This is a genomic window from Myxococcus sp. AB036A (assembly GCF_006547355.1).
GTDB classification, from domain to species: Bacteria; Myxococcota; Myxococcia; order Myxococcales; family Myxococcaceae; genus Myxococcus; species Myxococcus virescens.
Map to the genome: position 1 here is coordinate 1 of NZ_VHLC01000089.1, position 24884 is coordinate 24884.

Genomic DNA, 24884 nt, shown 5'->3' on the forward strand with positions numbered 1-24884 from the left:
GGGGGGGGAAGTGAAGGCGGCCACTGGCGAGTGGACGCGCTATACCCGGGGCCCTTCCCATGAGTGTGGAGCTGCGGCGAAACGGGATGCACCTGACGGGCACCCCCCTGTCCCTGGATGCGAAGCGCAAGTCGCCGCTGTGCTTCGTGAGTCACGGGCATTCGGACCACATTGCCCGGCACGAGAGCACCATCGCCACGGCGGCGACGCTGCGTTTCATGACGCATCGCCTGGGGCCGGTGCGTGAGCCGCGCGAGGTGCCCTTCCGGCAACCCTTCGAGCTGGGGCCGATGGTGCTGGAGTTGCTGCCGGCGGGGCACATCCTGGGCAGCGCGCAGCTCCGCGTGACGCGGCCGGATGGGCGCCGCATCGTCTACACCGGGGACCTCAACGTGGCGCCGTCGCTCACGGCCGAGGCGACGGAGGTGGCGGAGTGCGACACGCTCGTCATCGAGTCCACCTTCGGTCATCCGCGCTACCGCTTCCCGCCGCGTCCGGAGGTGCTGGGGCAGGTGGAGACGTGGCTGCGGATGCAGCTGGAGCGTGGCGCGGTGCCGGTGCTGCTGGGCTATCCGCTGGGCAAGAGCCAGGAGGCGATGAAGCACCTGGCAGGACGCGGCTTCCCACTGGTGGCGCATTCCTCCATCTACGAGGTGGCGCAGCTCTACGCGGAGCTGGGCGTGCCGATTGAAAATCTGCGCTGCTACGACGGGAAGGTGGAGCCGGGTGAGGTGCTCTTCTTCCCGCCGCACCACGCGCGGGGCGGCGCACTGGCGCCGCTGTGGCCTCGGGCGACGGCGGTGCTGACGGGCTGGGCGGTGGACCGGGGCGCGGTGCGGCGCTACGGCGCGGACGTGGCCTTCCCGCTGTCGGACCACGCGGACTTCCCGGGGCTGGTGTCCTACGCGAAGTCCACCGGGGCGCGGGAAGTGCTGACGTGCCACGGCTTCGCGGAGGAGCTGGCGCAGGCGCTGCGCGACGCGGGGATGGATGCGCGCCCGCTGGGCGGGAAGCCGCAGCAGCTCGGGCTGTTCTGACAGGCGGCGGGAGACGGGGTTCGGTAGAAGGACGGCAATGGCCCGCAAGACGCCGCAGTGGGAAGGACGCATCGTGCGCGTCCTCGTGTGTACCGAGCGCAAGAGCTTCGTCACGAAGGAACTGCCCGAGGCGAAGGTGTCCTTCGAGGGCTTGGAGGGCGACCGCCACGCGGGCCTGACGCGGGCGGCGGACGTGCGCACGCCGTGGTTTCCCAAGGGCACGCCCATCCGCAACACGCGGCAGTTCTCACTGGTGTCGACGGAGGAGCTGGCGCAGGTCGCGGAGACGCTCGGCATTCCGCGCGTGCTGGCGTCATGGCTGGGCGCGAACCTGGAGGTGGTGGGCGTGCCTCGGCTGACGCATCTGCCGCCGGGCACGCGCCTGTTCTTCCCGGAGGACACGACGCTGGTGGTGGAAGGGGAGAACGAGCCCTGTATCGGCCCCGGGCGCGTCATCGAGGCCCATCATCCGGACGTGCAGAAGCTGGCGAGCCGCTTCGTGAAGGCCGCATGGCAGCGCCGGGGCCTGGTGGCCTGGGTGGAGCGCCCTGGCATCATCCGCGCGGGGGACACCGTGAAGGTGGTGCTGCCCAGGCCCGTGACGTACGTGCTGCCTTCGTCCGGCGTGTAGCACCGCGAACCCGTGCTCCAGAAACACCACGGGGCCGCCAGGTCCGGGAGCGTATCCCGGACCCCGCGGCCCCGCGGGCTTCGACTTGCACCGGGGCGGTTACTCCTCCGGTGACTGGACGATGAGCTTCTCCTTGCCACACACGTCACAGCGCAGGTGGACGAAGAGGTCGCCGTCGCTCTCCTCGGGAACTTCACCCTCGGGCACGCCCAGCTCCTCCTTCGCCAGCGCCGCCACCTTGGCGGGAATCTCCTCCGCCTTCAGCGACTGGACGTACGTCATCTCCCGCTCGTGGCACTCGCGCGTCTCGGGGCCCGTGAGCCACGACGGCTCCATGCCCTCCGGTAGCCGGCTCACCAGCTCCAGGTTGGTGACGGACTCGGCCAGGTAGGCCAGCCGCCGCAGCCGGGCCTCGTCCGGCAGCGCCGCGAAGACCTGGAAGCCCTCCAGCAGGGCATTGCGGTCCTCACCCGTGGCCAGCTGGGCCAGCTCCATCGACGCGTCGCTCGACTCCAGCGCCTCGTCCCAGTTGTTCTCCGGGTTGAAGCCCGCCTCCAGCAGCGACGTGTAGAGCTGCGTGGCCGCCAGCCGGCGCCGCGCCTCCTGCAGGTGCTCCACGACTTCGTGCGTCAAGCGCAGCTCCAGGAGCGCGCCCGTGGTGCGCGGGTCGATGGAGCCCGTCAGGTCATCCACCTCCACCTCTTCCCGCAGCGCACCCTTCAGCACCTGCGCCGCGGAGAAGCGGAACAGAGGGAGCACGCCCACCTCGCGCAGGTACATGGCCGCCACCGGGGCGTCCTTGGCGCCCATGCGGAGCGCCTTCTGCGCGCGGTCCACCACCGCCGGGTCCGCCGCGGGCTTCTTGTTCTCCAGCCGCGTCTTCACCGCCTCACGGTAGAGCGTCTCCATCGAGCTGCCCGGGGGCAGCCGCTGCGGCAGGAGCGGGCGCAGGCCCGGCACGTCCAGCACCCACAGCGGAGGCACGCCCATCCGCTTCAGCGCCCGGAAGAAGAGCGAACCAGGAGGGTCCTGGGGCCGGAAGGGGGGCAGCTCGTCGCCAACGGGCTCACCCTGGAGCGCCGCGGCGGCCTGTACGCCCAGCGCCTTCTCCCGTTGCTCACGGGTGAAGGCGGTGATGCCCTGGGCGGGGGGCGGCGGAGGCGGCGGGGCCTCCTCGCCGTCCAGACCGACGACGCGGTCCATGTCCACGTCGTCCATCTCGATGTCGTCGAGCCCCTTGGCGCCCGTGAAGTCGCACCGCAGCAGCTTCAGCTTCTCGAACGTCGCGCCTTCGAGGTTCGCACCTCGGAAGTCGCAGTCCTGGAGCCGACCGCCGTGGAAGTAGGCATTGGAAAGGTCCGCGTCCCGGAAGTTGACCTTGGACAGGTCGCACCGGTCCCATTCCGAGCCGATGAGGCCCAGCCCGGACAGGTCGGTGTTGGCGGAGAACAGTTGAGTGAAGGTGGCGCCGGTATGGTCGGTGGCGACCTGGCCGGACTTCCGCATCCGGTTCCATTCCGCCGAGCCACTCTGAAGAAGCTTCTCGATACTGGGGGCTTTCGCCATGGACCCGGGATTATTCGTATGGTCTGGTCCATGCGCCAGCACAAATGATCGAGTATCGAATCGAAGCCGACACCGCCGGGATGCGGCTGGACAAGCACCTGCGCAAACGGCTCCCCAATGTACCGGTGAGCCACCTCTTCAAGATGATTCGCACCAAGAAGGTGCGGGTGAACGGGAAGCGTGCGCAACCCGAGCAGTTGCTGTCAGAAGGAGACGTGCTCACCATCCGCGGCGACGAGCAGCAGCTCGTGGGGGCGGAACGTCCGAAAGTGGACCCGCCTCCACCACCGGTGGACCCCAGCCGGTTGGTCATCCTTCGAGAGGACGACTGGCTCATGGCCGTGGACAAGCCCAGCGGAATGGCCGTCCATACCGGCAGCGGCATCACCGGCGGAACGCTGGTGGACTACGTGCGCGCCTACCTGGGGCCCAAGGCCGTCCGCAACGACTTCGCGGCCTCGCCCGCCCACCGGCTGGACCGGGAGACCTCCGGCGTCATCCTGGTGGCCAAGCGGCGCCCGGCCATGGTGCATTTCACCGAGGTCTTCACCCACGGCCTGTCCCGCAAGCGCTATCTCACCCTGGTGAAGGGGAAGATGCCCCGGGACTCCGGGGTCATCGACCTGCCCCTGTCAGAACACCAACAGACGGCCGAGTCCAAGGCCCGTCGAGGGGTGAACATGCAGGCGGCCGTCACCCGGTGGAAGGTCGTGAAGCAGTCGGGCGAGGCGGCGCTCCTGTCCTGCGCCATCGAGACCGGGCGCACGCATCAGATAAGAAGGCATCTGGCGGCCATCGGACATCCGGTGGCTGGGGACAAGAAGTACGGTGACTTCGCCTTCAACCGCGACGTGCGGGCGCGCTGGGGGCTCAAAAGGTTGTTCCTGCACGCCGAGCGCATCGAATTCCCGCATCCCGAAGGCGGCGCGAAGGTGGCTGTCGAGGCTCCCCTCGCCGTCGAGCTCCGAGATGTGCTCAAGCGGGCCGCATTGGTGCCCTGACGCCCGCGAGGCACAAAAGAAACGCGTATGTCCGACCCTAAATCCGCTGACCGCAGCCGCTCGAAGCTGGTGCTCGACGGCGTCCCCTCCAAGCGCTGGTGGAAGTTCCTCCTGAAGACCGCGGGATGGCTTTCGCTGACCGGGGCCACGGGCGCCGTGATTGCCGTGACGGCCGTGTACTACGTGTACGCGGATGGGTTGCCCGCCATCCCCAAGGTGGACGAGTACTGGCCGCCCATCGTCACCGAGGTCTACACGGATGACGCGGTGCTGGCCGGTGAGTTCTACGAAGAGCGCCGCAAGGTGGTGCCCTACGAGCGGATTCCGAAGCGCCTGGTGCAGGCCTTCATCGCGTCGGAGGACTCCAGCTTCTTCGACCACTTCGGCGTGGACGTGCTGGGCACCGCGCGCGCCGGCTTCAAGACGGTGAGCTCCAAGCTGGGGCTGCGCTCGGGCGGCATCCAGGGTGGCTCCACGCTGACGCAGCAGACCGCGAAGGCGGTGCTCATCTCCGCGGAGGGCTACAAGTCCGCCACCGCGAAGACGCTCACCCGCAAGATTCGCGAGGCCATCCTCGCCCGGCGCCTGGAGGAGTCGCTGACGAAGGAGGAGATTCTCTACCTCTACCTCAACAACGTCTTCCTCGGGCACCACAGCTACGGCGTGCAGAGCGCGGCGGAGAACTACTACCGCAAGGACGTGCGCGACCTGACGCTGGGCGAGATGACGCTCATCGCGGGCCTTCCGCAGGCGCCCAGCCGCTACTCGCCCTTCCTGCGCCCGGAGGCGGCCCGCAAGCGCCGCTCCTACGTGCTGCGCCGCATGTTGGTGGAGGGCATGATTTCACAGGAGGAGCACGACGCCGCCAACGCCGAAGAGGTGAAGGTGTACCCGGTGGAGGACGTGTTCCACGAGTTCGCGCCGTACTTCGTGGAGCAGGTGCGCAAGGACGTGGTGGACCGGTACGGCAACCCCGTGCTGCTCAAGGCCGGTCTCAAGGTCTTCACCACCATGGACAGCGAGCGTCAGCGCGCCGCGCAGGACGCGGTGCTCCACGGCCTGCTGTCGGTGGACAAGCGCCAGGGCTGGCGCGGCCCGGTGGAGCAGCTCGCGTCGAAGGAGGCCATCCGCGCCTTCATCGACCGCTCGAAGAAGCTCATGGGCGCGAAGGAGCTGGTGGAGAACCGGCTCTACGTCGCCGTCGTGACGTCCATTGACGGGGACGGAAAGGGCGCGGACGTGCAGGTGGGCGGGCACACCGGGCGGCTGCCGCTGCTGGGCATGCGCTGGGCGCGCAAGGTGAACCCGGAGGGCTACTACCCGGCGATGATGATTAGCTCGGTGAAGAAGGCCATCTCCGAGGGCGACGTCATCGTGGTGCGCCACGTCACGAAGAAGGACCTGACGGACGACAAGGAGCAGTGGGACAAGAAGCTCGCGGACGAAATCCCCAGCGAGGGCGTGAAGCTCTTCCGCCTGGAGCAGACGCCCGAGGCGCAGAGCGCGCTCGTCTCCATCGACCCCCACCGCCAGTACCTCACCGCGATGGTGGGCGGCTACGACTTCGACGACAACGAGTTCAACCGCGCCTTCCAGGCGTGCCGTCAGCCGGGCAGCTCCTTCAAGCCCTTCGTGTACTCGGCGGCGCTGGAGCAGCTGAACTGGACGCAGGCCACCGTGCTGGTGGACTCGCCGATTGTGGAGCACGACCCGGACACCAAGGTGTCGTGGAAGCCGGCCAACTACAGCGACAAGTTCGAAGGCGAGGTGCTGCTGCGCACGTCGCTGGTCAACTCGCTGAACGTGCCCGCGGTGAAGACGTTCGGCGCGGTGGGCGTGAAAAACATGGCCGCATGGAGCGCGAAGCTCGGCATCACCACGCCCATGAACATGGACTTCTCCGCGGCGCTGGGCTCCTCGTGCGTGTACCCGGTGGACCTGGCCAACGCCTACGCCACCTTCAACCGCTACGGCCGCAAGAAGCCCACGTACTTCATCCGCAAGATTGAGGACCGCTGGGGCCGCACGTTGGAGGACCACACGGCCTTCGACGACGCGTGGGCGCCCCTGCAGGACCGCGTGGCCGCCGGCTACGCGCGCCTCTTCGAGCCGGGCGAGCAGGTGATGAGCCCGGAGGCCGGCTTCATCCTCACGCACCTGCTGCGCGGCGTGGTGCTCCAGGGCACCGGCGGCCCGGCGCAGCGCCTGGGCAAGCCGGCGGCGGGGAAGACGGGCACCACCAACGACTCCTTCGACGCGTGGTTCGCCGGCTACACCCGCGACCTGGTGACGGTGGCGTGGGTGGGCTACGACCTGAACCCGCATCCGCTGGGCCGCTACGAGACGGGCGGCCGCGCCGCGCTTCCCATCTGGCTCAACTACATGAAGAGCGCGCTGGAGGGCCGGCCGCAGTCCGAGTTCTACCCGTGGCAGTCCATGGACCTGGTGCGGCTCCACATCGACAAGAAGACGGGGAAGATTGCCCCCGCGGGCTCCCGGGATTCGGAGCTGATGTTCTTCAAGAAGGGCACCGAGCCGAAGGACGCGGTGCCCGACAAGAACACGGTCGACGTCGATCAGTTCATGATGGGCGCGCAGTAGCGCGGAAGGCGCGCGCCGGCGCCAGGTGCCGCTCCAGCGCCTGGCGCAGGGCGGCGGTGTCCGGTCCCGCCTCCAGCACCGAGCGCGTGGCGGTGGGGATGACCTGCGCCTCGCGCCCGGCGAACAGGCGCTTCAAGTCGTCGAAGCCGGCGCCCTGCGCGCCGATGCCGGGCGTGAGCAGCAGCGCGCCGCCGAGCCGCTCGATGACGCCGCGGTCCGAGTCGGGGAGGGTGGCGCCCATGACGGCGCCCGCCACCGGCGCCGCGTCCTGGCCGGGCTTCTCGTTGAAGGCGCGCAGGCCGTCCGCGAGGGCCTCCGCCACGGTGCGGCCGTCCTCGCCGCGCGACATCTGGAGTGACGTGCCCTCCGGGTTGGAGGAGCGCACCACCAGGAAGGCGGCGGCGCCGGATGCGCGCGCCCGCTCCAGCGTCTTCAGCAGCGCGCCCAGGCCCAGGTAGGCGGTGAAGGTGGCCGCGTCCGCTTCGTAGGCGCTGCCCTCGCCGAAGACTGTCTCGGCGTAGGCCTCCATCGTGGAGCCGATGTCCCCGCGCTTCACGTCCAGCAGCGTGAGGGTGCCCACGGACTTGAAGCGCCGCATCAGCTCCTGGAGGACCTGGAGGCCCTCGGGGCCGTGGCGCTCGAAGAAGGCGCTCTGCGGCTTCACCACCGCGACGGAGCTGCCCGCCGCGTCGGCCACGCGCTCGCAGAAGTCGCGCAGGCCCCGCGCGCTGTCGGGCAGGCCCCAGCGCGTCAGCAAGTCTCTCGACGGGTCGATGCCAAGGCAGAACGGCGAGCGCTGCTCGGCCAGCTGGCTGAAACGGTGGGCGAAGGGCTGTGGCGTCGTCACAGGGCGGCTCCGGGAAAGGGGAAGAGGGGAGGTCAGCGCAGCCGCCGCGCGGCCGCGTCGAAGAGCGGATTAGGCAGCACCTTCGCCATGCGCGTGGGCACCGCGAGCTGCCAGGGGAAGGACACCTCCGCGTCGCCCCGGATGATGCCCCTGCCCATCAGCTCCACCGCGTCATGCGTCTCCATGAGGAAGGGCATGGGGAAGTTGTTGGTGGCGGTCAGCTCGCTCTTCACGAAGCCGGGATAGATGCAGGTGACGTGCACGCCGGTGCCGCGCAGGTCCACGCGCAGGCTCTCCATGAAGGTGGACAGGAAGGCCTTGGACGCGGAGTAGGCCGCGTGGCCGGCCAGCCCGCGGAAGCCCGCGAGGCTGGAGACGCCCACCAGGTGCCCGCGCTTGCGCTCCACCATCTGGGGCAGCACGGCGCTCAGCGTGGCGGCGGCGCCGGTGACGTTGGTGTCGATGATGCCGCGCACGCGCTCCCACGCAAGGCGCTTCGCATTCGTCGTGCCGCCGATGCCCGCGTTGGCCACCACCAGGTCCAGCCCGCCCGCTGCCGCGTCCAGCGCGCGGATGCGCTCCAGGGTGGCGTCCGCCTTCGTGACGTCCAGCTCCACGGGCTCCACGGTGACGCCGGCCGCCTGGGCCTCGTCCCGCAGGGCCTGGAGCTGTGGCAGGCGGCGTCCAGCGGCGAACACGCGGACGCCCCGCTTGGCGAGCCACAGCGCCAGCCCGCGTCCCAGGCCGCTGGATGCACCCGTCACCAACGCCGTCCGGTAGCTCATCTCCGCCATGCAGTCCTCCCGTGTGCTGCCGGGCTTCTGGCACGGTTGGCAGGGGATGAACAGCGGCGCGAGCCGCGGCGCGCCATCCAGCCAACGTCTAGACGCGAGGCCAGTACGGCCGCATCGCTTCGCGGCTCATCCGCAGCGCGTCCTTCGCGTCCGCGTGCGTGTCACCCGTGGGGAAGCTGTCCTTGCGCCCGGCGAGCACCTCCACGCAGGCATGCACGGATTGCGACAAGCCCTCCAGCGAATAGCCACCCTCCAGCAGCAGCACCAGCCGGCCCTGGCACACGCTGTCGGCTAGGGACTTCATCGCCGAGCACATGGCCGCGAAGCCGCGCTCGCTGACGTCCATGCCGCCAATCGGGTCGTGCTGGTGCGAGTCGAAGCCCGCGGAGACGAGGATGAGCTGGGGCCGGTACGCCTCCGCCACGGGGAGCAGCAGCTCCTCGAAAATCATCCCGTAGTCCGCGTCCGAGTTGCCGCCCGGCAGGCCCACGTTGACGGTGTAGCCCTCGCCCGCGCCAACGCCCACCTCCGGCGCTGCGCCAGTGCCCGGGAAGTAGGGGAACTGGTGCACCGACTGGTACATGACGTCCCGGCGCGACCAGAACGCCGCTTGCGTGCCGTTGCCGTGGTGCACGTCCCAGTCGAGGACCAGCACGCGCTCGGCGCCCAGCTTCCGGCCCGCCTCCGCGGCGATGGCCGCGTTGTTGTACAGGCAGAAGCCCATGGCCTTGTCAGGCTCCGCATGGTGCCCGGGCGGGCGCACCAGCGCGAAGCCGTTGCGGGCCTCGCCCTTCATCACCGCCTCCACCGCTTGCACGGAGGCGCCCGCGGCCAGCCGCGCCGCGTCCACGCTGTCGGGAGACACCTGGGTGTCCGGGTCGATTTGCGCGCGGTGCCCGTTGATGCGCTGGAGGTACGCCAGCAGCTCCGGCGTGTGGACCGAGGCCAGCTCCGCCTCCGTGGCGGAGCGCGGGGCGGTCATCACCGTGCCCTTCACCGGCGTGCTGGCCAGCACCCCGAGGATGCGGCGCAGCCGGGAGGGCGACTCGGGGTGGCCCTGCCCAGGGTCGTGCTGGAAGAAGAGGGGGTCCGTCAGTAGCAGGGTGGAGGACATCGGGATGACCTTACGCATCCGCCAGGCGGGAAGTCAGCGCCCCCGGGGGACAGGCCGCGTTGGCGCCCTGTTCTTGCCCTGCCGGTGTTTCCCTCCCTACAGTGCCTCGTCTTGGCTCTCCGGTTCAAGAAACCCGGCCTGCGCAGCCTGCTGCTGGGCTCCTTCGCGCTCGTCCTCGCCCTCATCCTGGGGACGCTCTTCTTCGTCGTCCCCTCGCGCGTGGAAGCCCACCTGGAGCAGCGCCTGCAGAAGCGGGGCGAGGCCCGTGCCAGCCAGGCCGTCACCATGCTGATGGCCCAGCCCGCCGCGGCCCTGCCCGACAGCTTGGAGCGGCTGCGCGCGGGCGACGACGACTTCAAGGTGCTGGCCGTCCTCTCCAGCGAGGGTCAGGTGCTGGCCACCCACCCGGCCGAGCCGCCCGCGTGGTTCCTGGCGGAGCTGAAGGCCCGGCAGGGCCAGCCGCTGGATGGCTTCCGCTTCGCCAATGGTGACCGCTCCGTGGCGCGCTCGGTGACGCTGTCGGGCGGCGTGGTGGGGCAGGCGCTGCTGGTGCTCGACAACTCCGGGCTGGACGCGGTCCTCACCGAACTCCAGCGCGTCGTGATGCTCGCGTTCGGCATCGGTCTGGCGCTGTTCCTGCTGGTGGCCTTCTTCATCTCCCGCGCCTTCATCCTGGTGCCGCTGGACGCGATGATGGGCATGGCCCGGCGACTGGCGGAGGCGGACCTCACCGGCCGCGTGGACGTGGGGACGCGGGACGAGCTGGGCCAGCTCGCCGAGGCGCTCAACCGCATCGCCCAGAGCTGGCGCGACACGCTGGGCCGGGTGCGCGGCGTGTCGGACGTGGTGGCGGGCGTGGTGGAGCAGATTCACCGCACGGGCACCACGGTGTCGTCCGGCGCGGGCACGGTGCAGGCGCGCGTGGAGGAGACGTCCTCCTCCATGGTGGAGATGATGGCCTCACTGCGCGGCATCGCGGAGAACGTGGAGGTCCTCTACCAGAGCGCCGAGGAGAGCAGCTCCTCCATCATGGAGATGGCCGCCACCAACGACGAGGTGGCGGAGAACGTCCAGGCCATGGCCGCCAGCGTGGAGGAGACCACCAGCGCCATCGAGGAGATGACGTTCTCCATCAAGGAGGTGGCCACCAACATCCAGGAGCTGTCCGCCTCTACGGAGGAGACGTCCTCGGCCATCAGCCAGATGGACGCCGCCATCGGTCAGGTGGAGGCCAACGCGAAGGAGACGGCCCGCCTTTCCGAGCAGGTCTTCGACGACGCGCAGACGGGCGTGGAGTCGCTGCGCAAGACGCTCACCGGCATCGACCGCATCAAGGAGACCAGCCGCAGCGCGGCCCACGTCATTGAAAGCCTGGGCCGGCGCATCTCCGAGATTGGCAACATCCTCAACGTCATCGACGACGTGGCGGAGCAGACGAACCTGCTGGCGCTCAACGCGGCCATCATCGCCGCACAGGCAGGGGAGCACGGCAAGGGCTTCGCGGTGGTGGCGGAGGAAATCAAGGACCTGGCCGAGCGCACCGGCGCGTCCACGAAGGAGATTGCCGAGCTCATCCGCAGCATCCAGGAGGAGAGCCGCAACGCCGTGGTGGTGATGAACCAGGGCGTGCGCAGCGTGGAAGAGGGCGTGCAGCTGGGCCGGGAGGCGGAAGGGGCGCTGCGCAAAATCAACGACAGCACCCAGAAGTCCACGCAGATGGTGAAGGCCATTGCCCGGGCCACCGTGGAGCAGGCGCGCGGCAGCAAGCAGGTGACGGCCTCCATCCACCGCATCAGCGAGACGGTGCAGCAGATTTCCAAGGCCTCCAACGAGCAGGCCCGCGGCGGCGAGCAGATCATGAAGAGCGCGGAGAAGATGAAGGCGCTCACCGCCCACGTGCAGCGCAGCAGCCAGGAGCAGGCGCACGGCAGCAAGCAGATTACCCGCTCCATCGAGAGCATCAACGAGATGGTCACCCACCTGAACCGCGCCCAGAAGGAGCAGACGAAGGGCAGCGAGCAGGTGCTCAAGGCGGTGGAGACCATCAAGGGCGTGTCCGAGCACCAGACACGTTCCGTGAAGCAGCTGGAGGAGGCCATCGACAACCTCCAGCGTCAGGCGGAAATCCTCCGTGCGGAGGTTCGCCGCTTCCGGGTGTAGACACGTCTTCATGCCGAATCAACGACAGGTCTCCGAGCGCGCCGTGGTGGCCCTCATCGGTGCGGTCCAGTTCGTCAACATCCTGGACTTCGTGATGGTGATGCCGCTGGGCCCGGACTTCGCGAAGGAGCTGGGCATCGCGTCGTCGCACATCGGCATCATCGGCGGCGCGTACACGGCGGCCGCCAGCGTGGCGGGGCTGGCCGGTGGCTACTTCCTGGACCGCTTCGACCGCCGCAAGGCGCTGGCGGTGTCCATGCTGGGCCTGGTGGTGGCCACCGCGGCGGGTGGCTTCGCCACGGGCATGTCCACGCTGCTGCTGGCGCGCGTGGTGGCGGGCATCTTCGGCGGGCCGGCCACGTCGCTGTCGCTGTCCATCATCGCGGACCTGGTCCCCGTGGAGCGGCGCGGACGTGCGCTGGGCGCGGTGATGGGCGCCTTCTCCGTGGCCTCGGTGGCGGGCGTGCCCATGGCGCTGAAGCTGGCCGAGTTCGGCGGCTGGCGCGTGCCCTTCTTCGGGGTGGCCGCCATGGGCCTGCTGGTGGTGCTGGGCGCCATCTTCTACCTGCCACCCGTGCGCGGCCATCTGGACGCGGGGCCTCGCAAACAGGCCGGCGTGCTCGAACTGCTGGGCAACCGGGACATCCAGCTGTCGTACGTGATGACGGCGTTGGTGATGATGGCGGGCTTCGTCCTCATCCCCAACCTGTCCGCCTATCTGCAGCAGAACGTGGGCTACCCGCGGGAGCTGCTCTGGCTGCCGTACTTCGTCGGCGGCATCGCCAGCTTCGCGACGCTCCGGGTGGCGGGGCCCATGGTGGACCGGTACGGCTCCTTCAAGGTGGGCACGGTGGGCTCCGCGCTGGTGCTGCTGTCCACCTACGTGGGCTTCGTCCACCTGCCGCGCTGGATGCCCGTGCCCGTCATCTTCACGCTCTTCATGGTGGCCATGGGGACGCGCAACGTTGCGTACAACACGCTGACGTCCCGGGTGCCGGACACCCCGGTGCGTGCGCGCTTCATGTCGCTCCAGTCCGCCGTCCAGCACATGGCCGCCGCCGTGGGGGCCTTCCTCAGCGCCCGGCTGCTGACGGACCTGCCAGACGGGACCCTGGGCGGCATCCCCCGGATGGCCGGAGTGTCCATGGTCCTGACGCTGTTGCTGCCCGCCTTGCTGTGGGTGGTGGAGCGGCGGGTGCGCAGCAAGGAGCAGGCACGGGCGCTGGCGGTGGCTCCCTCGCAAGGAATGGCGGTTCCGCTCTCGCCCGGGGCGGATTCTCACGCGTAGTATGAAAGGGAGCCTTCGGGTTGCCTGCCGCCCATTCCGGGTGGCGGGCGGATGCTTTGGCGAGACGAACGGTTGCGCCTGTCTCCCCGGGGCGCGATAAACCGGGCTGCTCCGGGGAGCGCGTCAGGAAAAATGTTCAACATCGGCGCAGGCGAAATGGTGTTCATCCTGGTGGCCGCGCTGCTCATTCTCGGGCCGCAGCGGTTGCCCGAGCTCGCGCGCGGCATCGGCAAGTTCCTGCGCGAGTTCCGCCGCCAGACGGATGAGGTCCGCAACGTCGTGGAGCGTGAGTTCTACGCCATGGACCAGGAAATCGGAGAGCCTCCCACCGCGCCCGTGCGGCCCGGGACGCGCTTCGCCCCCCAGCCGCCGCAGGCCGTGGGGGGGCCCGAGGCCACCCTGCCTCCCGCCACGGACGGCGCGTCGCCTCCGGCCGATGCAGCGTCTCCTCAGCCCTCGTCGCCCACGCAGGTGCTGGAAATGGACGCGCAGGGGCCTCGTGAGGCGGCCACCTCCGACGTGCATGCCGGGGAGACGCCCGCGCAGGACGCCGCGACCGCGGAGCCGGGCGCGGAGCCCACCGCCGAGGCGCCGCCCGAGCCCGCTGCTTCCTCCGCCACCTCGCCCACGCTGTCGCCCATCCCGGGGACGGTGGCGCGCAACGCCCCGAAACGGAGCTGAGTCCTGAGCCCCCCGCCCATCAACCCCGGTGCCGACTCCGAGCTGCGCATGAGTCTGGCGGATCACCTGACGGAGCTCCGCTCGCGCCTCATGCGGTGCACCATCGCCGTGCTCGTCCTGGGGACGATTTCGCTCGTCTTCGCCAAGCCGATTTTCGGCCTGCTGATGCAGCCGGTGCTGGATGCGCTGCCGCCCGAGAATCGCTCGCTCATCTACACGTCCGGCATCGAAGAGCTGAACGTCCTGATGAAGGTGGGCGTGTACTGCGGCATCTTCCTCACCACGCCCGTCATCCTGATGCAGATCTGGGGCTTCGTCTCGCCCGGCCTGTATCCGGAGGAGCGCCGCTTCGCCGCGCCCTTCGTGGCGTTCGGCTCCATCGCCTTCCTCCTCGGCGCCGCCTTCTGCTACTTCGCGGTGCTGCCCTCCATGTTCAAATTCCTCCTGAACGAGGAGGAGACGCTCGCGCTGGAGCAGCGCTTGGACACGGCCCGGCTGCGCGCGGATGACGCCTTGCGCTTCCTGCGCCTGGGCGAAGCGGAGGAGGCCGGGCGCATCGCGAAGGAGACGAGCACCCAGTTGCGCGCGGAGGGCCAGGGGCAGGCACCCGCGCCCGAGGTCGCGCCCGCCGCCAGCGTGGAGATGACGGGGCGGCTGGATGGCCTGGGGCGGCTCTTGGACGCGGCGTCGGTGGGCTACGGCGCGCAGTCCCGCGGCGTGCTGCGGCAGGCGGTGGAGAAGCGCGTGGAGGCCGTGACGGCCTACGAGAAGAAGGACTTCGCGGCGGCGGCGGCGGCCATGGACGGCTCGGCGAGCCTGCTGGCGGGCATCGCCCCCACGCGCACCGAGGAGCTGGCGGGGCTGTGGCGGTTGGAGAAGGAACTGGCCACGGCGCACGCGGCGCATGAGGCGGCGCGGTGGACGCGGCCCATGTTGTCCATGCACGAGCAGCTCTCGCTGGTGCTGCTGCTCATCCTCGCCTTCGGCATCATCTTCGAGCTGCCGCTCGTCATGGCCCTGCTGGGCGTGGTGGGCGTGGTGAAGTCGTCCTGGCTCTTCAGGTACCAGCGCCACGCCTTCGTGGTGTGCCTCATCGCGGCGGCCATCATCACCCCCACGGGAGACGTGGTGAACCTGTCGCTGATGGCCGGCCCCATGCTGCTCTGCTACGAGCTGGGCGTGCTGCTGGTGTGGATGGTGGAGCGGCGTCGCGCGCGGAACTCGGCGGAAACGGGCATCACCCCGGCGTCGTAGTCGAGGAGCCTCCATGAAGCAGTCCCGCAGGCACTTCCGGGCCAATCTGCGCTACCTGCGGGCGCTGGTGCGGCGCTTTCGCACCACGCTGGTGCTGTCCGCCGCGTTGTTCCTGGGAGGGCCGCTGCTCTTCCATTGGCGCTTCGTCGGGCCGGACGGCGATCGCATCGACTTCGGCGAGGCGCTGCACCACACCTACTTCCTGCTCTACGGTCAACCGTCGCTGCCCTATGTGGACGACTGGCTGGTGGAGCTGCTCAACCTGGTGATTCCGCCTTCGGGCATTGCGCTGGTCGCGGATGGTGTGGTGCGCTTCGCGTACCTCTTCTTCGCCCGGCACAAGAACGACAAGGAGTGGATCGAAGTGGTCTCCGAGACGATGAAGGGCCACGTCGTGGTGTGTGGAGCGGGGCGGGTGGGCTACCGCGTGGTGACGCAGCTGCGGGAGATGGGCAAGGACGTGGTGGTGGTGGAGAAGCGCGAGGACGCGGCCTTCGTGTCCGCGCTGCGCGACGAGCTGGTGCCGCTGCTCATCGACGACACGCGCAGCCCGCTGTGCCTGCCTCGCACCAACGTGAAGGACGCGTCCGCCATCGTCTGCGCGACGGACGACGACCTGGCGAACCTCAACATCGCCCTGGACGCGCGCAAGCTCAACCCGGACATCCGCGTGGTCATCCGCCTCTTCGATGACGACTTGAGCGGCAAGGTGCGCGAGACGTTCAAGGCGGAAGCGCTTTCCAGCTCGTCGCTGGCGGCCCCGGCCATGGCGCTGGCGGCCATGGACCCGCGCATCGTCCACTCGTTCCACCTGGCGAAGCACCTGATGGTCGTCTCGCTGTTCGAGGCGCGCTTGGGCCTGCCGGGGCTCACCATCTCCGAGGTGCGGGACCGGTTCGGCTGCCTGGCGCTGTCGCTGCAACGCAATGGCGAGGAGCGGCTCCACCCGCAGGGAGATGAAGTCATCCGGCCTGGAGACGTGCTGTCGCTCCAGGCGTCCTATCCGGAGTACCGGCGGCTGCGCGCCTTCACCCACGAGGCCGATCCGCCCCTGTGGTCCCACCACGCGCCGGTGGCCGTGGTCACGCCTTCGTCCCGCAAGGTGGGTTGAGGGCGGGGCGCACTTCCGGCCAGCGCGGGAAGGCGTGCTCCGGGCTCCTGGCCGTGGGCAGGGCGAGCGCCCGCGCGAGCAGGACGGCCATGGCGTCCCACTCCAGCAGGAAGCCGTCGTGGCCATGCTGACTGGACAGCGTGGCGTGCTCGGCGTGGAGGCCGTGCTCGCGCAGCCGCCGCGCCAGCGTCGCCATGTGGCTGGGGAAGAAGAGCTGGTCGGTATCGATGCCCACGCACAGCGCGCTCGCGCGGATGCGGGCCAGGCCGCCTCCTGGGAAGCGTGACAGGTCGTGGTGGTCCATGGCGCCCAGTTGCGCCAGGTACGCGCGCGCGTCGAAGCGGCTCTCCAGCTTCTGGCCCTGGTATTCCAGATAGCTGTGCATGGGGTGCAGCGCGCGTGAGGACCACTCGGCGGGGCGGCCCTGGAGCGCTTCCAGGCCGGGCTCCGCGCGGTAGGTGAGCATCGCGAGCTGCCGGGCCAACTCCAGGCCCCGGCGGGGGGACTCGGGGTAGCCCGGGTCCATCAGCAGGGCCTGCCGCGCCACGTGGTTGAGGCCCACCACCCACGCGGTGGCGGACTCCGTGGTGGCGATGGGGAAGAGTCGCGCGAAGCGCTCCGGCGCCAACGCCGCGAGGCAGAGCACCACCATGCCGCCCAGGGAGCCGCCGGTGACGAGCTCCACGTCGTCCAGACCCAGCGCGTCCATGGCCAGCAGGATGCTCCGGGCCTGGTCCCACGGCGTGACGGTGGCGGGCAGGTGCTGTTCGTCCTGGCGCAGGTCGCCCTTGGGCAGCGGCAACGGCGGACCGAAGCGCGCGTCATCCGTCCGCAGCGGGAAGCCCTCGTCGGCCGGGCCGCTGGTGCCGTAGCAGGAGCCCAGGTTGTTGAAGCACAGGAGCCGCACGCGGGACGGGTCCAGCGCGCGCCGCGGGCCGATGAGTGGCTCCCACCAGCCGCCCTTGCCGCCCGCGCGCATGTCGCCGGTGAGCGCGTGGACCAGCAGCACCGTGGGGACGGGCGCGGGGGCTCGGGCCGGGCCTCGATGACGGGCTTCCGCCGCGAGCGCCTGCTGTTCGGCCACGGTGCGGCGGACGACGCGCAGCGCGCTCGCCTGGGCTTCGTCCTCGGAGAGGACGCGCGCGCGTGACTCGAGCCAGGGGACGTCCTCCGCGGGGCCCCACCACCAGCCGCGGACGAGGTGGTTCGTGATGCGGGCGCCTGCCTCCAGCGTCAAATCGGGCAGGGGGACGTCGAAGACACGCGGTGCGGGAAGGTGGGTGGTGGGCACGGAGACTCTCCGGGAGCGATGCGGGAACAGCCGTCCTGAATGCGGAGGGATGGGAGAAGACGGCGTGCCGTCAGGTGGAGGCGCGCGGCGAGGGCGGGGAGGCGCGCGTCCAGAAACGACGGAGCCCACCAACCCTCGCGGGTGGATGGGCTCGATGGCTCACCAGGGTCGGACGGACATCAGCCGAACCTGGAGGGCGAGAGCCCACCCGGCATCGACATTCGACACATGGCGTTTAGCGACGTCATTGGCGCCAACGGATAAGCGCTCGTCTTGCCGGAGTCAAGTCAACCCACCGCCGTGCACTGCGCCGCGACGACCTGGGGCGCGTCGTCCACAACCTGCCACACGCGCGTGTAACGGAAGTTCCCTTCGAAGCGGGCCCCCTGGAACTCACCGGATAGCGCGGCATGGACGACGACCACGGCGCCCGCGGAGAGATAGCGGAAATGTGTGTCGGTGAAGTCCACCCGTGTGAGGCGCAGGGCTCCCGAGCGATGCGATTCCAGGTCGGATTCCTTGTCGAGGACGTGGCCGGTGTGGCTGACGAAGAGGAGGTCGTCGGAGAGGAGGGCGTCGAGCGCGGCGACATCGCTCGAGAGCATGGCCCGTCTCAGCGCCTCCTCCGCGGCCAGGAAGTCTTCCTCTGGAAGCATGGCGATCCTTGTCTGAGGCGACGTGCGGGGTGGAGCTTCCGGGTGTTGCACAATGACACCTCATGTCATCGCACGCCCGGCGCGCGAGGACATCGCAAGAACCGGGTTGCTCCACCATGTGTTGGCGGACATACGTTTTCGCGAAGCGCATCCCAGGAGCATCGGCATGGCATCCAGCGACTACGCCCGCATCGAACAAGCCATCCTCTATCTCGACGCACATGCGCGCGAGCAGCCGTCCCTGGACGACGTGGCCGCGCACGTGGGGCTGAGCACCTTCCACTTCCAGCGGCTCTTCTCTCGCTGGGCGGGCATCAGCCCCAAGCGCTTCATCCAGGTGCACACGCTGAGCTCGGCCCGTCGCCTGCTCGACGAGCGCCGCAGCGTGCTGGAGACGTCGCTGGAGGTGGGCTTGTCGGGCAGCGGCCGGCTGCATGAACTCTTCGTGACGCTGACGTCGATGACACCGGGGGAATACAAGCTGGGCGGCGAAGGGCTCACCGTGCGCCACGGCGTCCACCTGTCACCGTTCGGCGCGTGTCTGCTCGCCGTCTGTGAGCGTGGCATCTGCGGCCTGCACTTCCTCGCGGGTGAATCAGAGGAGGAGGCGCTCGCCTCGCTGCGCAAGCAGTGGCCGCGCGCCACGTTCGAGGCGTCCGCGGAGGACACGGCGCCGTGGATGGAGCGCATCTTCCAGGCGGGACACGGTGGCTCGGAGTCGAGCCCCTTGTCGGTGCTGGTGCGGGGCACGCCCTTCCAGGTGCAGGTGTGGCAGGCGCTGCTGCGGGTGCCGTCGGGCGAGGTGACGACGTATGAGGACCTCGCACGCGCCATTGGGAAGCCCAAGGCGATGCGCGCCGTGGGCTCGGCGGTGGGCGAGAATCCCGTGGGGCTCTTGATTCCCTGTCACCGCGTGCTGCGCAAGACGGGCGTCTTCGGGGAGTACCGCTGGGGCGCCTCACGCAAGCGGGCGATGCTGGCGTGGGAGGACTTGCGGTACGACGGCGCGTCGCTCAGCGGTATGTGAGCAGCGCGCGCTGGGGGCCTTCGAAGTGGCTGTGCTCGTTGAGCGTGGACAGATAACGGCCGCGCTCGCTGTAGATGACCTTGGTGAGGCCGCAGTTCGCCAGCGTCAGGTTGAGGCGGAAGGCGTGCTCGTCGGGGATGCGGAGCAGCTCCTGGCAGATGGCGGTGATGGTGCCCCCGGAGGTGAAGACGAGCGCGTTCTTCGACGCGCCCATCTCCTGGATGAGGCCATCCATCGCGCGGCGGCACCGCTCGCCGAAGGCGGACCATGGCTCGGTGTACTCCGCGTCGTGCTGGCCGGTCACCCAGCGCGCCACGGCGTCGGTGAAGAGTGCCTGGTAGGCCCGCCGGGGCGACTCCGCCTGAGACAGCTCCGCTCGGAGCACCTCCGGGTCCGCGTAGCGTGGCGTGTGCCGGGCGACGATTTCCTCGTGGTCGAACTCGTTGAAGCCCGCCGTCTGCACGGCCACGGTGCCGCAGCCGAGCGCGGCGAGGCACGCCTCCGCCGTCTGCCGGTGCCGCGCCATGGTGCCGGTGACGACGGCGTCCACGCGGGGGAGCCGCTCGCGCAGGGACTCACCGAGCACCCGGGCCTGCACGAGGCCCGTCTCCGACAGTTGGTCGTAGTTCGCCGCGCCGAACGAGGCCTGGCCGTGCCGGACCAGATACACCACGCCCATCAGCGCGCCCCCTTGCGGATGAGCCGGTGGCAGCGCCAGCCCAGGTAATTGACCAGCACCCAGAAGTTCTTGAACGCGGGGTTGCGCGTCTGCTTGTGGTGGTAGCGGTAGTAGATTTGCTGGGCGATGACGGCGAGCCGGAAGAGGCCGAACACCTCGTAGAAGGTCCAGTTGGCGGGCTTCAGCTTCGTCTGGTCCAGGTAGTACGCCACGACCTCCTCGCGCCGGAGCATGCCGGGCAGGTGCGTGGGCTGGCGCCGCGTGGAGCGCATCAGGAAGTCGTCGTCGGCATGGACCCAGTAGGCCAGCGCGCTGCCCAGGTCCATCAGCGGGTCACCCAGGGTGGCCATCTCCCAGTCGAGCACGCCGATGATGCGCGTGGGCTCCTCCGGGGCGAGCACCACGTTGTCGAAGCGCCAGTCGTTGTGGATGACGCACGTGGCGATGTCCGCGGGCGTGTTCGCCTTGAGCCAGTCGCGCACGTAGCGGAAGCTGGCGACGTTCCACGTCCGTGCCTTCTCGTAGCGCGCCGACCAGCCCTCCACCTGCCGCGTGGGATAGCCCGGCCCCTTGCCCAGTGACGTCAGGCCCACCGCCGCCGGGTCCACGGCGTGCAGCTCCACGAGCTTGGCGATGACGTTGAGGCATAGCGCCCGCGTCTGCTTCGCGTCCAGCGCCAGCCCCCGGGGCAGGTGCTTGCGCGGGATGAGCCCCTCGATGCGCTCCATGACGTAGAAGTCGGAGCCCAGCACGGCCGGGTCCTGGCACAGGCCCACCATGGTGGGGACCACGGGATAGGCCGGCTTCAGCGCCTGCTGCACCGTGTACTCACGGGCCATGTCGTGCGCCGACTTCGCCTTCGTCCCCGCGGGAGGGCGGCGCAGGATGAGGTCCCGGTTGGCGTACTTCAGCCGGTACGTCCAGTTGGAGGCACCGCCCGCGTACTGCGTGACTTCCGGCGTGCCTTCCAGCGTGGGGACCTGGGCCTTGAGCCAGGCATCTACGGCGGGGAGGTTCAGCTCCTCGCCCGGGCGCACGGCGCCAGCGGGGTCGATGGTCGCGGTCGGTGGCATCGGTGGGCTCTCTCCGGCTCAGCTCGGCTTTGGCTGCGAGCCGGGGCGCATGCCTCGCGTATTCCGGCGCAGCATCCACGAATAGAGCTCACGCGGCAGCAGGCGCTTCAGCCGCCAGGTCCTGCGGCCATCCGCGTGGGGCAGGACGTAGAAGCCGCGCTCGGCCACCGCGTCGAACACGTCGTTGGCGATGTCATCCGCGGTGATGGCGGAGCGCTCCAGCAGCCGCGCCATGGTGGCTCCCAGCCTCGGGTCCGTGGTGCGCAGCGAGTCACCCAGGTTCGTCTTGAAGAAGGACGGGCACACGACGCTGACGCCGATGCCGAACTCCGCCAGCTCGTTGTGCAGCGTCTCGGACAGCGACACGACGGCGGCCTTGGTCGCGTTGTAGCTGCTCATCAGCGGCACATCGAGCAGGCCCGCCATGGACGCCACGTTGACGATGTGGCCGTGGCCCTGCTTCTTGAAGGCAGGCGTGAACACCTTGCACCCACGCACGACGCCCAGCAGGTTGATGTCGATGATCCACTGCCAGTCATCAATCGACACGTCCTCGATGGCGCCCGCCTGCGCGACACCGGCGTTGTTGATGACCACGTCCACGCCGCCCCACTGGGCCGTGAGCCAGTCCAGGGCCTCGCGCAGGTCCTCCTCGCGCCGCACGTCACAGCGCAGGTAATGGGCCTGGGGCGCCAGCGCGGAGAGCTCCTTCAAGGCCTCCTCGCCGCGGGTGTCGTTGACGTCGCCGATGCAGACCTTCCAGCCGGCGCGAGCGAAGCGCACGGCGATGGCCTTGCCAAGTCCGCTGGCACCACCGGTGATGAAGATGCGTTGAGTTGCCATGGCTGTCAGCTCCGGGAGAAGCCCCGCTTCGACAGCTCGATGCGGGCGATGAGACCCTTGTGCACTTCGTCCGGGCCATCCGCGAGGCGCAGGCTGCGCGCCTGGGCGAAGAAGCCCGCCAGCGGCGTATCTTGGGATACACCCGCGCCGCCGTGAAGTTGGATGGCGTCATCCACCACCTTCTGGAGGACACTTGGCGCGACGACCTTGATGGCGGAAATCTCCGTCATGGCTCCGAGCGCCCCCACCTGGTCCATCTTCCAGGCCGCGTAGAGCGTCAGCAGCCGCGCCTGGTCGATGGCGATGCGAGCCTCCGCCACCTTCTCGCGGTTTCCACCCAGGTTGAGGAGCGGTTTCCCGAAGGCCGTGCGCTTCATGCCCCGGTCAATCATCAGCTCCAGGGACCGCTCCGCCGCTCCGATGCAACGCATGCAGTGGTGGATGCGCCCCGGTCCGAGCCGGCCCTGGGCAATTTCGAAGCCCATCCCCGGTCCGGAGATGATGTTGTCCCGTGGCACCCGCACGTCCTGGAAGTGGACCTCGCCGTGGCCGTGGGGCGCGTCGTAGTCGCCGTACACGGGAAGCATTCGGCGGATGCTCACGCCCGGCGCGTCCAGTGGCACCAGCACCATGGAGTGCTGGTGGTGGCGGTCCCCTCCGGTGTCGGGCGTGCGGGCCATGAAGATGACCACCTTCGCGTTGGGGTGCCCCAGGCCGCTGGACCACCACTTGCTGCCATTGAGGACGACCTCGTCGCCGTCGACGATGGCGGTGGCCGCCATGTTGGTGGCATCCGACGAGGCCACGTCCGGCTCCGTCATGCAGAACACCGAGCGGATGTCCCCGGCCAGCAGCGGCTTCAGCCAGCGCTCCTGCTGCGCCTTGGAGCCGTACTTCCAGAGCACCTCCATGTTGCCGGTGTCCGGGGCGCTGCAGTTGAAGACCTCGGGGGCGATGAAGCTGCGGCCCGTCTCCTCGGCGATGGGGGCGTACTCCAGCGTGCTGAGCCCGGCGCCGAGCTTCTCGTCGGGGAGGAACAGGTTCCACAGGCCCTGGGTCTTCGCCAGGGCCTTCAGTTCCTCCATGACGGGGGGCACGCGCCACGTCTTCCAGTCGCCGCCCTGGGCGGTGGCCCGGAGCTCTTCGTGATAGCGGGCCTCCGCCGGCAGGATGTGCTCGCTCATGAAGCGCTTCACGCGCTCCAGGTAGTCCTTGGCTCGCTCACTGGGCTCGAAGTCCATGGCCTTCATCCTGCGCATGGGGCCTTGATGCATCCAGTGAATGTTGGTCATGTGTCACCATGAACCCTGTTCAGGGTTCAGCGCGGCTCGCCCGGCTGGACCTCAACCTCTTCCGGGTCTTCGACGTGGTGCTCCGCGAGCGGAACCTGACGCGCGCGGCGGAGGTCCTGTTCCTGAGTCAGTCGGCCGTGAGCCATGCGCTGGCCCGCCTGCGCGAGCAGCTGGGAGAGCCGCTGTTCGTCCGGGAGGGGCGCGGTGTGGCGCCCACGGCGTTCGCGGAGCGGCTGGCGCCGGAGATTCGGGAGGCGCTGGCGCTGTTCGAACAGGCGGTTCATCGCGGACGCGGCTTCGACCCCCGCCGGGACGTGGGCCAGTTCACGGTGGCGATGAACGACGTGCTGGAGCCGTCGATTCTCCCGCTGCTCGTGGCTCGGTTACGGGCGCACGCGCCGAAGGTCCGCATCTCCAGCGTCCGGCTCGACCGGGCGCGACTGGAGCGGGACCTCGCGTCGGGGCGGCTCGACCTCTCCATCGACGTGGAGCAGCAGACCGGAGCGGAGCTGAAGCGTACGGCCTTGTTGCAAGACACCTTCTGCGTGGTGAGCCGAGGCAGGCGCAAGCTGGACGTGGCGAAGTACATGGCGGCCCGGCACGTCACCGTGTCCTCGCGCCGCACCGGGCTGGCCGTGGAGGACCTGGTGCTCAGCCGCCTGGGCTACCAGCGTGACGTCGTCGTCCGGTGTCAGCACTACGAGGCCGCGTTCAAGCTCGTCGCGGACTCCGACTTGCTGCTGACGATGCCGAGGCGGCGCGCGGCGGAGTTGCACGCGCTGCTGGGCAACCACCTCCTGCCGATGCCGCTGTCACTGCCCCCGCTGGAGCTTCATGTCTACTGGCACCGGCAGGCGGATGCGGACCCGCGCAACCGCTGGCTGCGAGGCGAATTGCTCGCGCTGACGGGGTAGAGGGCCAGGAGCCCATTATTCGAAACCTCCATCGGGGGCGGGGCCCCAGGTCCGGGAGGAGGCTGGGAGGTCGCTGTTCGGAAATGTCGGGGGTTTTGCGCGGCGGCAAATGTCCCGACATTTCCGAACAGCAAGGTGCAGGAGTCGCCCCGGGGGGCTCCGGGCCCTGCCGCTCAGCCTTGGATGTCGAAGCGAAGCGACGTCCGAGTTCCAGGCTGCACGTGCGGCAGCCCTTCGCCGGTGGCCAGCGCACCCTTGGCGGCGGTCCACGGCTCCACGCAGACGAAGTCCTTCCCACGTTGCGTCCACACGACGAGAACGCGGTACTCGGGGCTCCACGAGAGGCGAATGGGCTTGAGCCCGGGGCCCCGCTCCAACGTCGTTCCCGGCTTCGAGTGGTCCTTCAAGTGAAGGTCCACTTCCTCCTCGGTGAGGTTCAGCCCGGTGACGTTCACGTCCTGCTTGCGCCAGTTGTCCCACGCGCGCGTGGCGTCCGTGTCCACGCCCGCTTGGGCCTTCGCCGTGTCCGGCACGCGGAAGTACGGATGGAAGCCCAGGTGCAGCGGCATGGGCCGCGTGTCCTGGTTCTCGAACGCGCTCTCCAGCGTGAGCCGTTGGCCAGCCAGCGAGAAGGTGAGCCGTGCGTCGAACCGCCACGGGAAGTGGCGCAGCGTCTCCTCGTTGGAAGACAGCTCCACCACCAGCCGTGACGCGTCCGCCTGCCGCACCTTCCACGGCAGTTTCCGCGCGAAGCCGTGCTGCGGCAGCGTGTACTGCTGACGGTCCACGGAATAGGTGTCCCCCAGCAGCGGCCCGGCATTGGGGAACAGCACGGGGATGCCCCCGCGCACGTTCTTGGCCGGGTCCGCGACGGTGGCCTCGTCGAGGTACAGCCACTCGTCACCGTCCACGCACATCCGGCTGACGAGGGCCCCGCGTGAAGGAAGGACCTCCACGCGGCACCCGCCGTCCACCAGCGCGTACGTGTCCAGGCCTGCGATGCCGGGGAACGGACCGTTCATGC

General features: G+C 69.4%; 22 protein-coding genes. 11 read left to right on the forward strand and 11 right to left on the reverse strand.

The features are described 5' to 3' along the window. Positions 1-59: 59 nt before the first annotated feature. Entirely contained in the window at positions 60-1037 is a 978-nt protein-coding gene (locus FL344_RS28770) for an MBL fold metallo-hydrolase (RefSeq protein ID WP_141620789.1), read from the forward strand. A gap of 37 nt (positions 1038-1074) precedes the next feature. Next, on the forward strand, positions 1075-1668 hold the full coding sequence (locus FL344_RS28775) for an MOSC domain-containing protein (protein ID WP_141620790.1): 594 nt from the start codon (positions 1075-1077) through the stop codon (positions 1666-1668). Positions 1669-1767: 99 nt separating this feature from the next. Here FL344_RS28775 and FL344_RS28780 read toward each other — a convergent pair whose 3' ends face one another. Then, positions 1768-3234 carry a pentapeptide repeat-containing protein gene (locus FL344_RS28780; RefSeq protein WP_026114249.1) on the reverse strand — a complete coding sequence of 489 codons (1467 nt, stop codon included), beginning with the start codon at positions 3232-3234 and terminating at the stop codon, positions 1768-1770. A gap of 44 nt (positions 3235-3278) precedes the next feature. On the opposite strand from FL344_RS28780, the gene FL344_RS28785 reads away from it, so the two are divergent. Continuing rightward, entirely contained in the window at positions 3279-4235 is a 957-nt protein-coding gene (locus tag FL344_RS28785) for an RluA family pseudouridine synthase (protein ID WP_090492357.1), read from the forward strand. A 27-nt stretch (positions 4236-4262) separates the two neighbouring features. Further along, a complete protein-coding gene (locus tag FL344_RS28790) occupies positions 4263-6836 on the forward strand; it encodes a penicillin-binding protein 1A (protein ID WP_141620791.1) in 2574 nt (857 codons plus the stop codon). Here FL344_RS28790 and pyrF read toward each other — a convergent pair. From pyrF to FL344_RS28805, 3 genes are all read right to left on the reverse strand, one after another. After that, a complete protein-coding gene (gene pyrF, locus FL344_RS28795; protein WP_141620792.1) occupies positions 6817-7683 on the reverse strand; it encodes an orotidine-5'-phosphate decarboxylase in 867 nt (288 codons plus the stop codon). The two genes, FL344_RS28790 and pyrF, sit on opposite strands and share 20 nt — an antisense overlap. 32 nt (positions 7684-7715) lie before the next feature. After that, on the reverse strand, positions 7716-8477 hold the full coding sequence (locus FL344_RS28800; protein ID WP_141620793.1) for an SDR family oxidoreductase: 762 nt from the start codon (positions 8475-8477) through the stop codon (positions 7716-7718). Positions 8478-8565: 88 nt separating this feature from the next. After that, entirely contained in the window at positions 8566-9609 is a 1044-nt protein-coding gene (locus tag FL344_RS28805; protein ID WP_141620794.1) for a histone deacetylase, read from the reverse strand. 93 nt (positions 9610-9702) lie between these two features. Here FL344_RS28805 and FL344_RS28810 point away from each other — a divergent pair, with 93 nt between their 5' ends. The 5 genes from FL344_RS28810 to FL344_RS28830 all read left to right on the forward strand — a co-directional run bounded on the left by FL344_RS28810 (position 9703) and on the right by FL344_RS28830 (position 16085). After that, a complete protein-coding gene (locus FL344_RS28810) occupies positions 9703-11751 on the forward strand; it encodes a HAMP domain-containing methyl-accepting chemotaxis protein (protein ID WP_141620795.1) in 2049 nt (682 codons plus the stop codon). A gap of 10 nt (positions 11752-11761) precedes the next feature. Then, entirely contained in the window at positions 11762-13039 is a 1278-nt protein-coding gene (locus tag FL344_RS28815; RefSeq protein WP_141620796.1) for an MFS transporter, read from the forward strand. 132 nt (positions 13040-13171) lie between these two features. Next, positions 13172-13720 (forward strand): twin-arginine translocase TatA/TatE family subunit, encoded by a 549-nt coding sequence (locus tag FL344_RS28820; protein WP_141620797.1) that lies wholly within the window; start codon positions 13172-13174, stop codon positions 13718-13720. 48 nt (positions 13721-13768) lie between these two features. Then, positions 13769-14974 (forward strand): twin-arginine translocase subunit TatC, encoded by a 1206-nt coding sequence (locus tag FL344_RS28825; protein WP_141590314.1) that lies wholly within the window; start codon positions 13769-13771, stop codon positions 14972-14974. A gap of 13 nt (positions 14975-14987) precedes the next feature. Continuing rightward, entirely contained in the window at positions 14988-16085 is a 1098-nt protein-coding gene (locus tag FL344_RS28830; RefSeq protein ID WP_141590315.1) for a TrkA family potassium uptake protein, read from the forward strand. On the opposite strand, the gene FL344_RS28835 is transcribed toward FL344_RS28830, so the two are convergent. Together FL344_RS28835 and FL344_RS28840 are read right to left on the reverse strand one after the other, a co-directional pair. After that, a complete protein-coding gene (locus FL344_RS28835) occupies positions 16057-17376 on the reverse strand; it encodes an alpha/beta fold hydrolase (RefSeq protein ID WP_141620798.1) in 1320 nt (439 codons plus the stop codon). The genes FL344_RS28830 and FL344_RS28835 overlap by 29 nt on opposite strands. Before the next feature lie 287 nt (positions 17377-17663). Next, positions 17664-18032 (reverse strand): nuclear transport factor 2 family protein, encoded by a 369-nt coding sequence (locus FL344_RS28840; protein WP_228557962.1) that lies wholly within the window; start codon positions 18030-18032, stop codon positions 17664-17666. A gap of 166 nt (positions 18033-18198) precedes the next feature. Here FL344_RS28840 and FL344_RS28845 point away from each other — a divergent pair, with 166 nt between their 5' ends. Beyond that, positions 18199-19059 (forward strand): methylated-DNA--[protein]-cysteine S-methyltransferase, encoded by an 861-nt coding sequence (locus FL344_RS28845; RefSeq protein ID WP_194863296.1) that lies wholly within the window; start codon positions 18199-18201, stop codon positions 19057-19059. Here FL344_RS28845 and FL344_RS28850 read toward each other — a convergent pair. The 4 genes from FL344_RS28850 to FL344_RS28865 are packed head-to-tail and all read right to left on the reverse strand — an operon-like array spanning position 19046 to position 22895. After that, positions 19046-19738, reverse strand: coding sequence for a histidine phosphatase family protein (locus tag FL344_RS28850; RefSeq protein WP_141620800.1), 693 nt, complete (start codon positions 19736-19738; stop codon positions 19046-19048). The genes FL344_RS28845 and FL344_RS28850 overlap by 14 nt on opposite strands. Next, positions 19738-20811 (reverse strand): phosphotransferase family protein, encoded by a 1074-nt coding sequence (locus FL344_RS28855; protein WP_141620801.1) that lies wholly within the window; start codon positions 20809-20811, stop codon positions 19738-19740. Before FL344_RS28855 ends, FL344_RS28850 begins: the two co-directional genes overlap by 1 nt. Before the next feature lie 18 nt (positions 20812-20829). After that, positions 20830-21654 (reverse strand): SDR family oxidoreductase, encoded by an 825-nt coding sequence (locus FL344_RS28860; RefSeq protein ID WP_141620802.1) that lies wholly within the window; start codon positions 21652-21654, stop codon positions 20830-20832. Between the two features lie 5 nt (positions 21655-21659). Then, positions 21660-22895 carry an acyl-CoA dehydrogenase family protein gene (locus tag FL344_RS28865; protein ID WP_141620813.1) on the reverse strand — a complete coding sequence of 412 codons (1236 nt, stop codon included), beginning with the start codon at positions 22893-22895 and terminating at the stop codon, positions 21660-21662. Positions 22896-22954: 59 nt separating this feature from the next. Between FL344_RS28865 and FL344_RS28870 the strand changes: the two genes are divergently transcribed. After that, positions 22955-23860 (forward strand): LysR family transcriptional regulator, encoded by a 906-nt coding sequence (locus FL344_RS28870; protein ID WP_141620803.1) that lies wholly within the window; start codon positions 22955-22957, stop codon positions 23858-23860. A gap of 173 nt (positions 23861-24033) precedes the next feature. Here the strand turns inward: FL344_RS28870 and FL344_RS28875 are convergent, their stop codons facing one another. Further along, positions 24034-24882, reverse strand: coding sequence for an aldose epimerase (locus FL344_RS28875; protein ID WP_141620804.1), 849 nt, complete (start codon positions 24880-24882; stop codon positions 24034-24036). Positions 24883-24884 lie beyond the last annotated feature (2 nt).